Source organism: Terrisporobacter sp. (assembly GCF_017888745.1).
Classification (GTDB): domain Bacteria; phylum Bacillota; class Clostridia; order Peptostreptococcales; family Peptostreptococcaceae; genus Terrisporobacter.
Genome location: NZ_JAGHFM010000328.1, coordinates 1 through 12,691, shown reverse-complemented (window position 1 = coordinate 12,691; position 12,691 = coordinate 1). Strand labels below are relative to the sequence as shown.

At 27.0% G+C, this 12,691-nt stretch carries 13 protein-coding genes; all 13 read left to right on the top strand.

Annotated features, from left to right (window positions below; genetic code table 11):
* The first annotated feature begins 84 nt into the window (after nt 1-84).
* On the top strand, nt 85-504 hold the full coding sequence (locus J7G74_RS14580; protein WP_297136659.1) for an Asp23/Gls24 family envelope stress response protein: 420 nt from the start codon (nt 85-87) through the stop codon (nt 502-504).
* An 81-nt stretch (nt 505-585) separates the two neighbouring features.
* Nucleotides 586-1,128 (top strand): transcription antitermination factor NusB, encoded by a 543-nt coding sequence (gene nusB / locus J7G74_RS14575; RefSeq protein ID WP_297136657.1) that lies wholly within the window; start codon nt 586-588, stop codon nt 1,126-1,128.
* Nucleotides 1,109-2,074: a Kae1-like domain-containing protein gene (locus J7G74_RS14570; RefSeq protein ID WP_297136655.1), complete on the top strand. Its 966-nt coding sequence runs from the start codon at nt 1,109-1,111 to the stop codon at nt 2,072-2,074. Before nusB ends, J7G74_RS14570 begins: the two co-directional genes overlap by 20 nt.
* 10 nt (nt 2,075-2,084) lie before the next feature.
* On the top strand, nt 2,085-3,290 hold the full coding sequence (xseA, locus tag J7G74_RS14565; RefSeq protein WP_297136653.1) for an exodeoxyribonuclease VII large subunit: 1,206 nt from the start codon (nt 2,085-2,087) through the stop codon (nt 3,288-3,290).
* A 2-nt stretch (nt 3,291-3,292) separates the two neighbouring features.
* Nucleotides 3,293-3,508 (top strand): exodeoxyribonuclease VII small subunit, encoded by a 216-nt coding sequence (gene xseB, locus J7G74_RS14560; protein WP_297136651.1) that lies wholly within the window; start codon nt 3,293-3,295, stop codon nt 3,506-3,508.
* Between the two features lies 1 nt (nt 3,509).
* Complete coding sequence (locus tag J7G74_RS14555; RefSeq protein ID WP_297136649.1) at nt 3,510-4,397, top strand: polyprenyl synthetase family protein; 888 nt, start codon at nt 3,510-3,512, stop codon at nt 4,395-4,397.
* Between the two features lie 9 nt (nt 4,398-4,406).
* Nucleotides 4,407-4,844: a divergent PAP2 family protein gene (locus tag J7G74_RS14550; RefSeq protein ID WP_297136647.1), complete on the top strand. Its 438-nt coding sequence runs from the start codon at nt 4,407-4,409 to the stop codon at nt 4,842-4,844.
* A 188-nt stretch (nt 4,845-5,032) separates the two neighbouring features.
* The gene (dxs, locus tag J7G74_RS14545; RefSeq protein ID WP_297136645.1) at nt 5,033-6,889 is read left to right on the top strand and encodes a 1-deoxy-D-xylulose-5-phosphate synthase; all 1,857 of its coding nucleotides are present in this window, start codon (nt 5,033-5,035) and stop codon (nt 6,887-6,889) included.
* Between the two features lie 16 nt (nt 6,890-6,905).
* Nucleotides 6,906-7,718, top strand: coding sequence for a TlyA family RNA methyltransferase (locus tag J7G74_RS14540; RefSeq protein WP_297136643.1), 813 nt, complete (start codon nt 6,906-6,908; stop codon nt 7,716-7,718).
* Between the two features lie 25 nt (nt 7,719-7,743).
* Nucleotides 7,744-9,423, top strand: coding sequence for a DNA repair protein RecN (gene recN, locus J7G74_RS14535; protein ID WP_297136641.1), 1,680 nt, complete (start codon nt 7,744-7,746; stop codon nt 9,421-9,423).
* A gap of 290 nt (nt 9,424-9,713) precedes the next feature.
* Nucleotides 9,714-10,733, top strand: coding sequence for a SpoIVB peptidase S55 domain-containing protein (locus J7G74_RS14530; RefSeq protein ID WP_297136640.1), 1,020 nt, complete (start codon nt 9,714-9,716; stop codon nt 10,731-10,733).
* Between the two features lie 105 nt (nt 10,734-10,838).
* Complete coding sequence (gene spo0A / locus J7G74_RS14525) at nt 10,839-11,666, top strand: sporulation transcription factor Spo0A (protein ID WP_443081660.1); 828 nt, start codon at nt 10,839-10,841, stop codon at nt 11,664-11,666.
* 88 nt (nt 11,667-11,754) lie between these two features.
* Nucleotides 11,755-12,691: CCA tRNA nucleotidyltransferase (locus J7G74_RS14520; protein WP_297136636.1), on the top strand; the 937-nt coding region annotated here is incomplete at its 3' end.

Genomic DNA, 12,691 nt, shown 5'->3' with positions numbered 1-12,691 from the left:
TGAGGTATTTTCTTGCAAAACTTACTATAATTTGCTATGATAATATATAATTATAAAATCCTTAATACAGGGGGTAACAATCTCATGGAAAATAACAATAATTTAGGGCAAGTTAAAATTTCTAATGATGTTATAGTTACAATAGCAGGGCTAGCTGCGTTAGAAGTTGAAGGTGTAGAGACAATAACTTCATTAACAGATAAATTACTAAAAAACAACGGTGTTAAAATTCAAATAGAAGAAGAAAAAGTATCATTGGATGTTGTTATAACAGTAGAATATGGTATGTCTATACCTGAAGTATCTTGTAAAGTACAAGAAAATGTTAAAAATACAGTTGAAACAATGACTGGATTAGAAGTTTCTCAAGTAAATATACAAGTTCAAGAAATTAGCTTCAAGAAAGAAAAAGAAGAAAAAGAATTAGCAAAACAAGCTAAGAGAGAAGAAGCTAAGTTAGCAAAACAAGCTAAGAAAGAAGAAGCTAAGAAGATATCAAAATAAATTAAATAAAGCCCTCTGAAAATCAGAGGGTTTTTTAATTGCTTAATGGTATATAATAAGACTGAAGGAGGTTAGTATATAATGAAAAAAGACAATGTAAGTAAAATTAGTTATATAGAAAAGGCAAGAAAAATAACAAGTAGAGAATATTTAATGAAATTAATTTATCAAATAGATATATTAGAAGGTGACTTACAAGATATAAATAGTTACTTTGAAGATTTTTTAAATAATCATGAAGAATACATAATAAATAGATATGAAGAGTTAGTTTTACAATACTCAAATGAAAGTAATGTAAACTTAAATGATGTAAACTTAAATAATGCTATAGATATAGAATATATGAAAAGAGTTTGTAATTCTTTAAGTGAACACTGCTATGAAATAGAAGGACTAATTACTAAACATGCCCTAAATTGGTCTTTAGATAGAATAGCAAAAGTTGATTTAGCAATACTGAAATTAGCAATATGCGAAGTTGTTTATATGAATGACGAAGTTCCTGTTAGGGTTTCAATAAATGAAGCTATAGATTTAGCAAAATTATACTGCGACGACAAATCTCCTAAATTTATAAACGGAATTTTAGGAAGTGTTGCTAATGGCATTAAAGAAAAATAATATTATAATAGGATTTGATACTAGCTGCTATACAACATCTATAGCAGCTATATCTTTAGATAAAGAAGTTATTTTAAATAAAAAAATACTTCTTAAGGTAAAAAAAGATTCAAAAGGATTAAGACAAAGTGAAGCAGTTTTTCAACATGTTAATAATTTGGGAGAACTAGGAAATAGTATTAATGAAACATTAAAAAAGTATAATATTATTGGTGTTTGTGCATCTAGCAAACCAAGACCTTTAGATAATTCATATATGCCAGTATTCACTGTAGGATGCAATTTTGCAAAATTAATAAGCAGTATAAATAACTGTAGCTATTTTGAGACATCACATCAAGAAAACCATATAGAAGCAAGTTTATTTAGAAATGAGCTAAAAAATAAAAAAAGATTTTTAGCAGTTCATATGTCTGGTGGAACTACAGAAATTCTTCTAGTTAACAAAAAGTTAGAAGGATATGATATAGAGATTGTAGGCGGTAGTTTAGATGTCAGCTTTGGACAGCTAGTAGATCGTATTGGTGTAAATCTAGGATACGACTTTCCTTGTGGGAAGTATATTGATGAAGATGCTATAAAATGTGATATCAAGATAAAAGAAGGATTAAAAACATCTGTAAAAGAAGGATATATGAATTTATCAGGAATTGAAAATCAAATTAATAAAGTTTTAAATGATTATTCAAAAGAATATATTTCTAAGTTACTTTTAGATACATTAGTAAGATGTATGTATAAATCTTTATCATATATATGTAAAAAATATGAAATAGATGAGGTTTTATTTGCTGGAGGAGTATCTGCTAGTAAATATATTTCAAAAGAACTAAAAAATAAATTAAAAAAAGATAGAGTAATTACATATTTTACTGAGAATAAGTATGCAACAGATAATGCTTTAGGATGTGCTATAATAGGATTAAATCAAATGAAAAATTATTAGGAGAAAATGTATGAAACTTAGAGCTTTGAATATAAGTGAAGTAAATTCATATATAAAGAGGATTCTAACAAATGATCCTATTCTTTATAACCTTAGAGTAAAAGGAGAAATATCTAACTTTAAGGTTCATAGTAGTGGAAATGTTTATTTGTCTTTGAAAGATGAAACATCAAAAATAAATTGTATTATATTTAGAAATAACTATGATAAAAGTTTAAAACTTGATAATGGAGTTAAAATAATAGCAAGTGGATATATATCAGTATACGAAAGAGATGGAGCCTACCAATTTTATATAAATGAAGTTGAGATAGAAGGTATAGGTAACTTATATATTGAGTTTAACAAATTAAAGGAAAAATTAAAAAAAGAAGGTTTGTTTGATTCAATGTATAAAAAAGAAATACCTAAAATTCCAAAATCTATAGGTGTAGTTACTTCACCTACAGGATCGGTCATAAGAGATATAATTAATGTTGTGAAGAGAAGATTTCCTAAAATAGATTTAAAATTATATCCTGTCAATGTTCAGGGAGAAAGATCAGCTGAAGATATTTGTGAAGGGATAGAATTTTTTAACCGTATGGAAAATGTAGATATAATAATTGTAGGTAGAGGAGGAGGCTCTTTAGAAGAGTTATGGTCTTTTAATGAGGAAATTGTGGCAAGAGAAATTTTTAAATCAAAAATTCCCGTAATTTCAGCAGTAGGCCATGAAACTGATTTTACTATATGTGATTTTGTATCGGACATGAGGGCACCTACACCATCTGCAGCAGCAGAAATTGCTACGCCAGATTTATCTGATATTTATTTTAAATTAGATAATATAAAAAATCGAATGAGTAGATCATTAAATAATCAAGTTATATTTGACAATGAAAAGTTAAATAATACCTTTGATAAAATCAATAATTATATGAAATCTTATATAATAAGGGATAAAAATATACAGCTAGACCAAATTTATGATAAAATTAATTTTAGACTAGAACAAAATATTGAAAGTTCAAAAGAACAATTGTCAAAAAAAGGAGCTATACTTCATAATTTAAGTCCTTTAGCTACCCTTAGTAGGGGATATTCAATAGTAGAAAAAGATGGTGAAGTAATTAACTCTATAGAAAATGTCAAGATTGAAGATGAAATTAATATCATACTAACAGATGGAAACTTAGAGTGTAATATAAATAAAATTAATAGTAAAGAGGTATAATCATGAAGCTTACTTATGAAGAAGCCTTTGAAAAGTTAGAAGAGATTTTAATAAATTTAGAATCTAAGAATACTAGCTTAGATGAGTCGTTAAGTTTATATGAAGAAGGTATCAAATTATTTAAATATTGTAATAAACTTTTAGAAGATGCTGAACTTAAAATAAGCAAATTTAACAAGATGGGCATTGAGGAAGATTTTAATATTGGGGAGGATTAGTATGGAATTTAAACAAGTTTTAAAAGAAAAAATAGGTTATATAGAAGAAATTTTAAATGAGTATATGCCAAAAGAAGAAGGTTATCAAAAAACTATTATGGAAGCTATGAACTACAGCTTAAAAGCTGGAGGGAAAAGACTTAGACCTATTTTAACTTTAGAAAGTTGTAAGGCAGTAGGAGGAAAAGAAGAAGATGCGATTCCTTTTGCGGTAGCGATAGAAATGATTCATACATACTCTTTAATTCATGATGACTTACCAGCACTAGACAATGATGATTTAAGAAGAGGTAAGCCGACGAATCATAAAGTATTCGGAGATGCAATGGCAACCTTAGCTGGAGATGCTCTTTTAAATTATGCTTTTGAAATTATGTTATCTTCATCTATTGACAAAGAAGATTCAAATAAATATTTGAAAGCAATAAATGAAATTGCAAAACATGCAGGTATTTATGGAATGATAGGTGGACAAGTAGTAGATATTGAAAGTGAAAATAAAGTTATAGAAAAGAAAAAGTTAGACTTTATTCATGTTAACAAAACTGCAGCAATGATTGTAGGATGTATGAGAGCAGGCGCCATAATTGGTGGAGCTAGTGAAGATGAATTACAAAGAATAACTAAGTATGGAAAAAATATAGGTTTATCATTCCAAATAGTAGATGATATACTAGATATAACTGGAGATGAGAAAACTTTAGGTAAACCAATAGGAAGTGATATGGAAAATCATAAATCAACATATCCTTCATTATTAGGTTTAGAAAAATCTAGGGAAATAGCGAAAGGGTTAATTAATGATGGAAAAACTAGCATAGAAGGTTTATCTTCACAAGTGCAGTTTTTAAATCAATTAGCAGATTATATAGTTAGCAGAGACTGTTAAGGAGGCATCATGAGTTTTTTTTCACAATTATTTAGCAACCATATACTATGGACAAGTATTTTTGCTTGCTTCTTAGCTCAATTTATAAAAATATTTACTGGCAAAGAAAAGAGATTTGAATTATCTAGAATTTTTATGTCAGGAGGAATGCCTAGCTCTCATAGTTCTTTTGTGACATGTTTATCCACTTTAGTGGGTATTTACAGAGGATTTGATTCTATAGAGTTTGCAATATGTACAGTTTTTGCACTTATAGTAATGTACGATGCATCTGGAGTAAGAAGGGCCGTAGGAAAACAGGCAGCAATATTAAATAAAATAGTTCAAGATTTACAACATAAAAAACATATTGAACATGAAACATTGAAGGAACTTGTAGGTCATACACCTAAAGAAGTTATATGTGGAGCAATACTAGGGGTTATAATAGGAATCCTTATGTCTTAAATTGAAAAAAAATGTATTATATGATATAATTTTTTTTGTTTTAAAAGAAATTATAGAAGTTGATATATTTTAAATAAATTGAAATTATTTATTTTCCAAAATACATGGAAACTAAAATGGAAAGTCTTCTATGGAAGGCTTTTTTCATATTATTTATAAATTAAACCATTATAAAGGTGAGGAAAATTATGTGTAATTATTTAAATGAAGTGAATTCTCCAGATGATATAAAAAAATTAAATATAGTTGAAATGGAAGAGTTAGCACAAGAAATAAGAGAATTTTTAATGAATTCTATTTCGAAAACTGGTGGACATTTAGCTTCGAATTTAGGAACAGTAGAGTTGACTTTAGCATTGCATAAAGTTTTCGACAGTCCAAAGGATAAACTAATATGGGATGTAGGGCACCAATCCTATGTTCATAAAATTATTACAGGGCGTAAAGACAAATTTGCAACACTTAGACAACTTAATGGATTAAGTGGATTTCCAAAGGAAAATGAAAGTGAACATGATATATTTGATACAGGTCATAGTAGTACATCTATATCAGCAGGTCTTGGTATTGCGTGTGCAAGAGATATAAAAAGAGAAAATTTTGAGGTGGTTTCAATCATAGGTGATGGCTCTATAACAGGGGGAATGGCACTAGAGGCTATAAATCACTTAGGATATTTAGATAAAAAAATGATAATCATTTTAAATGATAATGAGATGTCTATAGATAAAAATGTTGGGGCTATGTCAAGATATTTATCTAGCTTAATTAGAAATGCTAAGGCAAATCAAGTAAAAGATTCTATAGAAAAAATAATGACACTTACTAAAGCTGGCAATTTTATCTATAAAACTGCTGATAAAGTGAAAGATGGTATAATAAGTAAGTTTACACCGCAAAATTGTGAACTATTTGAATCTTTTGGGATTAAATACTATGGACCTATAGACGGACATAATTTAAAAGAACTAATTGATATTTTAAATAAAGCTAAGAAGAAAAAAGGTCCAGTTTTAATACATGTCATTACGGAAAAAGGTAAAGGGTATAAATTTGCTGAAAATGCGCCAGATAGATATCATGGTGTTTCTAAATTTAATATAGAAGAAGGTATCAAGTCATCAAAGGGTGAAAGTATATCATCATTTGTAGGGAAGAAACTAGTTAATATGGCCGATAATGATGAAAGTATAGTAGCTATAACAGCAGCTATGCCATCTGGGACAGGTTTAAATCAATTTGCAGTATCTTATCCTTATAGATATTATGATGTAGGTATAGCAGAGCAACATGCAACAACATTCGCGGCAGGACTTGCTAAAGAAGGAATGAAACCATACTTTGCAGTATACTCATCATTTTTACAAAGAGGTTTTGATCAAGTGATTCATGACGTGTCTATTACAAAGAAAAATGTAACTTTCTTAATAGATAGAGCTGGACTGGTTGGTAATGACGGAGAAACACATCATGGTATATTTGATTTAAGTTATTTTAATATGATTCCTAATATTACAGTTATGGCTCCTAAAGATGCTGATGAACTTTCTTTAATGATGGATTTATCAGCAGAAATAAATGGACCTGTGGCAATAAGATATCCAAGAGGAAATACTTATTACTTAAATAAAGGAGATTATGAACCGATAAAAGTAGGAACTTATGAAGTATTAGAAAAAGGAAAAGATATTTTAGTACTTGCCATAGGTAATATGGTTAAAAAAGCTTTAGAAGCTAAGGAGATACTTTTAAATGATAATGTTAATCCTACTATAGTAAATGCACGATTTTTAAAGCCTATGGATGAAACTTTATTACACGAATTACTTAAGAAACATGATAAAGTTATTACTATAGAGGATAATATTGTAGATGGTGGATTTGGAAGTAGAATAAATAAATTTATATTAGATAATAATTATAATGTGAAAATAGAAAATATAGGTATTCCAGATGAATATGTTGAACATGGTGACGTTGAAAAATTATTTGAAACAATAGGAATGTCTAGTGAACAAATAGCAATAAGAATAAAAAAATTATAATCAGAAGGAAAGTATAATGAAGAAAAGAATAGATATTTTACTAGTAGACAAAGGTCATTTTGAAAGTAGAGAAAGAGCAAAAAAAGCTATAATGGCTGGTCTTGTTTTTGTAGATAATCAAAGATGTGATAAACCAGGTACTGAAGTAAAAGAAGATGCTAATATTTTAGTTAAAGGTAATCCGATTCCTTATGTAAGTAGAGGCGGATTAAAATTAGAAAAAGCTATGAAATATTTTGGTGTCACTTTAAAAGATAAAGTGTGCATGGATATTGGTGCATCTACAGGAGGATTCACTGACTGCATGCTTCAAAATGGTGCAGTAAAAGTATTTTCAATAGATGTAGGATATGGACAACTTGCATGGAAATTAAGACAAGATGAAAGAGTAGTTTGTATGGAAAGAACTAATATAAGACATGTTACAATTGAAGATACAAAAGAGTTTGCAGACTTTGCTTCAATAGATGTATCTTTCATATCTTTAAGATTAGTTTTACCGAAAGCAAAAGAACTTTTAAGTTCAGAGGGAGAAATTGTTGCCTTGATAAAACCTCAGTTTGAAGCTGGTAAGGAAAAAGTTGGTAAAAAAGGTGTAGTAAGAGATAAAAAAGTTCATATTGAAGTTATAGAAAACATATCTCAATTTGCAGTAGATAGTGGATTTGCTATATTACATTTAGATTATTCACCAATAAAAGGACCGGAAGGGAATATAGAATATTTAATACACTTAAGAAATAATAACGAAGGATTTGCTTTTGATAAAGAGGCTTTCGAGAAAAAGATAGTTGAAGTTGTAGAAGAATCTCATAACCTAAACAAATAAATAGTACGGATAAAGGGGGCATAAAATGATCCTTGAATTATATATGAAAAATTGTGCTTTAGTTGAAGAAAGTAGAGTTAGTATAGGCGAAAACCTGAATATACTTACAGGGGAAACTGGTTCTGGAAAATCTATTATAATAGAGGCTCTTGGACTATGTTTAGGAAATAAATATGACAAGTCTTTTTTAAGAAAAGGAACTGAAAAAGGAATAGCTGAAATAATAGTATCTTCTCAGAGTGAAAATCTAAAAAATATTCTTAAAGAATATGATTTAGATAGTGAGGATGATGAACTAATTATAACTAGGATTATTTATGCAGATGGGAAAAGTGTAGCAAGAATAAATGGTAGAACTATAAAAATGTCAATTTTAAAAGAAATAGCTCTTACATTTATAGACTTACATGGTCAACATCAAAATCAAGCTTTATTCAATAAAGACACACATTTAAAATTCTTAGATTTATTTGGAGGTAAAAAGTTAGAACACCCTAAAAATGAATATAAAGAAATTTATTTAGAGTACAATAAAGTAAAAAAAGCATTAAATACATTAAATGAAAATAAAGATGAAAAAGAAATACAAAGAGAAATTGATTTACTAAAATTCCAAATTAATGAAATAGAAGCAGCATCTTTAAGCAAAGATGAATATGATGACTTATTAAAGCAAAGGGAAATATTTAGAAATAGTGAAAAGATTTATAATAACCTTAATTTAAGTTATGAAAAATTACATGAAGGTAATGTAAATGCTGTAGATTTAATTGGAATGGCATCTCATGAGTTAAGTGAAATAAGTAAATATGATTCTACTTTAAGTGAATATAGTGAAACTATAGAAAGAATAATGTACGAATTACAAGATATATGTAGAGATGTTAGGAATTATAAAGAAAATATTGATTTTGAACCATATGCACTTGAACAAATAGAATCTAGGGTTGATGAAATAAATAATTTAAGAAGAAAATATGGTGATACTATAGAAGATATTTTAAATTATCACAAAAAAATAAGTACAAGATTAGAAGAAATAATTAATAGAGATGAAATGGCTGAAGAGCTAAAAAATAAGCTAGAAATTCTTGAAGAAGAATTAAGTAAAAAAGCAGACTTATTAACAAATGTAAGAAAAGAAGTAGCTGTTGATTTGGAAGAAGCTATACTTAAAGAGCTTAAATCACTGGATATGAAAGGTGTAACTTTTAAAGTTAATTTTACAGAAATTAGCTATTCTCAACATGGAAATAATGATGTTGAATTTATGATATCTTTCAATTTAGGTGAAGATATGAAGCCTATTTATAAAGTTGCATCAGGAGGAGAAATGTCTAGATTTATGCTAGCTTTCAAAACTATACTTGCAGATATAGATGAAATAGGTACTATAGTATTTGATGAAATAGATACAGGTATAAGTGGAATAGCGGCACAAGTTGTAGGGGAAAAACTGCATAATATAGCTAGAAAAAAACAAATATTATGTATAACTCATCTTCCACAAATTGCAGCTAATGCAGATACTCATTTTTGTATAGAAAAAAATAGTGATGAGAATAGAACATATACAACTATAAAAAGATTAGATCAAGAAAAAAGTATACAAGAAATAGCTAGATTAATAGCTGGAAGTAATATAACTGAAACTACTATAGAACATGCTAGAGAAATAGTTAATTTAACTAAGAAAAATCATTAATTATACTTTTTCTAAGATAAAATAATATTTAAATATTATTAAAAGAATAGAAATTAATTTCTATTCTTTTTTTATTGAGGGATTATAAATTATTTCAATTGAGGATAATTTATAATCCCTTAAAATTAGCTTTTGAGCAAATGATGAAGTTGTTGGCAATATGGATTGAAATAAATTTATTTATTGTAGGGAAATTATAATTTGATTAATAGATTAAATTTGTTGAATATTTTCTTTATCATATGGAATTATAATATAGAAATTATAATTAGAAGGATATGGTATTTAAGATGAAAATAATAAAAAATAGATTATTAATTAGTACTTTTTTAATTTTTACTATATTACTTTGTAGTATTTATATTTATAAAAATAAGGTTTGTAAAGTAACAGAAGTATTTAAGACTGAAAGTATATATAATAAGCAGTATGTATATCCTTTGGGAAATATAGTAGGAATTAAGGCGAATACTGATGGAGCTTTAGTTATAGGATTTGAAGATGATGATATAGAGTATGTTGGAGGTATGAAAATAGGGGATAATATTATCTCTATAGAAAATAAAAAAATAAATAACAGTGAAGATATAGGACGTATTTTAAATACTTTATGCATGGATGAAGTTAAAGTCACTTATGAAAGAAATAATAAAACTAAAGTTTCTACAATAAAAACAAAATATGAAGATGATAAATACAGATTAGGGCTTTGGGTTAGGGATAAAATATCTGGTATAGGAACTCTAACTTGTTATAATCCCCAAAATAATGAATTTTATGCTATAGGTCATGGAATTTGTGATACAGATACAGATAAGTTACTAAGCATAAAAGAAGGTAATATATATAACACATCTAGAGTAGAAATATTAAAAAAAGATAAAAACAATATAGGTCAAATAAAAGCGACAGTAAATTATGATAATTCTGTAGGGAATTTTTCAATAAACTCAAATAATGGCATTAAAGGGAAACTTTTTAACTTTAAATGTGAAAACAATTTACCACTTATCGAAATAGGCAAAAAAGATGATGTAAAAGTTGGAGAAGCCTACATACTCTTCCAATCTGAAAAAGGAATTATAGAGCCATACAAAATAAAAATAGAAAAAATTATAAAAGAAGAAAGTAATATGTTAATAAAAGTAGTCGATAATGAATTAATTGACTATACAGGAGGAATTGTAAAGGGTATGAGTGGTGCTCCTATAATACAAAATAACAAGCTTATTGGCAGTTTAACTTATGTATTTAAAAATAATCCTAAAAAAGGATATGGAATTTTTATTGATGAAATGTTAAAATTGTAAATTGATAAGAAAATATTTTAATACTTTGAAGGAATATAATTTTACAGTGTCGAATAAACCTTAAAGAGTAGGATAGAAAATAATTTAAAATGAAAAAACTTATTATTGGGGGGAATTTTAGTGAATGAAAAGATTAAAATAGTGTTAGCAGATGATAATAAAGATTTTTGCCAACTATTAAAGGAATATTTATCTAATGAAGATGATATTGAAATATTAGGAATTGCTAAAGATGGTATTGAGGCTCTTGATCTAGTACAAAAAACTCAACCAGACTTATTAGTTTTAGATGTTATTATGCCGCATTTGGATGGACTTGGTGTAATTGAAAAACTAAACTCAATGAACTTACCAAAACAACCAAAAATAATAGTATTATCTGCAGTTGGTCAAGACAAAATAACACAAACAGCTATAAATTTAGGAGCAGACTATTATATAGTAAAACCTTTTGATTTTGTTATATTTATAAATAGAATCAGAGAATTGGTTACAAATAAAGTTGTAGGTGCTGAAACAAAATCAAGACCAAGTCAAGAAGTACAAATGACTAGAAGTGATTTCGTTAAAAATTCTGGAAATATAGAAACTGAAATAACAAATATAATCCATGAAATAGGAGTTCCAGCGCATATAAAAGGATATTTATATTTGAGGGAAGCTATAAAAATGGTTATAGATAATGTGGAACTTTTAGGTGCTGTAACTAAAGAATTATACCCAAGCATTGCAAAAAAATATAACACTACACCAAGTAGAGTTGAAAGAGCAATAAGACATGCAATAGAAGTTGCGTGGAGTAGAGGGAAAGTTGATACAATAAATCAGTTATTTGGTTATACAGTTCATAACACAAAAGGAAAACCAACTAACTCTGAATTTATAGCAATGATTGCAGATAAATTAAGATTAGAGCATAGTATGGTTAAATAAATTATAAGTTGATTACTCGAAGCCTTCTATCTATTTAGGAGGCTTTATTTTTTTATTAATTAAACATCAATATAAGGAGATGCATAAAGTGAAAATATTTTTACCTCCAAAAGTAAAATATATAATAGACAAAATAGATGAAAATGATTATGAAGCTTTTATTGTAGGTGGATGTGTAAGAGATAGTGTAATTGGGATACAACCTCATGATTATGATATAACTACTAGTGCAACACCACAAAAAATAATGGAGATATTTAAAGAATTTAAATGTATAGAAACAGGTATAGAACATGGAACTATAAGTGTAGTAATTGATAATGAAATTTATGAAATAACAACATATAGAATAGAAGGAGAATATAAAGATCATAGAAGACCAGATAAGGTTAAATTTACTTGTAATTTACAAGATGATTTAAAAAGACGAGATTTTACCATAAATGCAATGGCCTATAATGAAAAAACTAAGTTAGTAGATATATTTGGAGGCAAATCAGATATAGATAAAAAAATTATTAAAACAGTCGGTAATCCAAATGAAAGATTTAATGAAGATGGATTAAGAATGATAAGAGCTATAAGGTTTTCTAGCAAATTAGATTTTGATATAGAAGAAGATACACTTAAGGCTATTTATGATAATGCACATATAATAGAAAATATAAGTAAAGAAAGAATAACAGATGAATTTAGCAAAATAATTTTAAGTGATAGACCTGAAAACTTAATATATTTATTTAAAACAAAGATATTTAATTATTTAAATATTTCAGAAGAATTTGATGATAAGAAAATTGATAATTTGTTTAAAAAAATAATTGTATTAAAAAAAATAGAAAAAGATTTGATTAAAAGATTAACAATAATTGATTATATAATAGAAGAATTGAATATTAATTGTAAAAATATATGTAATGAATTAATATATTCTAAAAAAATAGTAAAAATAGAAAATATACTTTTAGAATGTATGAGTGAAATTGATGTAGAAAAACTAGACAAAATTAATATAAAAAAAATAT

Excerpts from the sequence above, each read along its gene's own strand:
- J7G74_RS14580 (WP_297136659.1), top strand. The coding sequence starts at position 85 with ATGGAAAATAACAATAATTTAGGGCAAGTTAAAATTTCTAATGATGTT.
- nusB (WP_297136657.1), top strand. The coding sequence starts at position 586 with ATGAAAAAAGACAATGTAAGTAAAATTAGTTATATAGAAAAGGCAAGA.
- J7G74_RS14570 (WP_297136655.1), top strand. The coding sequence starts at position 1,109 with ATGGCATTAAAGAAAAATAATATTATAATAGGATTTGATACTAGCTGC.
- xseA (WP_297136653.1), top strand. The coding sequence starts at position 2,085 with ATGAAACTTAGAGCTTTGAATATAAGTGAAGTAAATTCATATATAAAG.
- xseB (WP_297136651.1), top strand. The coding sequence starts at position 3,293 with ATGAAGCTTACTTATGAAGAAGCCTTTGAAAAGTTAGAAGAGATTTTA.
- J7G74_RS14555 (WP_297136649.1), top strand. The coding sequence starts at position 3,510 with ATGGAATTTAAACAAGTTTTAAAAGAAAAAATAGGTTATATAGAAGAA.
- J7G74_RS14550 (WP_297136647.1), top strand. The coding sequence starts at position 4,407 with ATGAGTTTTTTTTCACAATTATTTAGCAACCATATACTATGGACAAGT.
- dxs (WP_297136645.1), top strand. The coding sequence starts at position 5,033 with ATGTGTAATTATTTAAATGAAGTGAATTCTCCAGATGATATAAAAAAA.
- J7G74_RS14540 (WP_297136643.1), top strand. The coding sequence starts at position 6,906 with ATGAAGAAAAGAATAGATATTTTACTAGTAGACAAAGGTCATTTTGAA.
- recN (WP_297136641.1), top strand. The coding sequence starts at position 7,744 with ATGATCCTTGAATTATATATGAAAAATTGTGCTTTAGTTGAAGAAAGT.
- J7G74_RS14530 (WP_297136640.1), top strand. The coding sequence starts at position 9,714 with ATGAAAATAATAAAAAATAGATTATTAATTAGTACTTTTTTAATTTTT.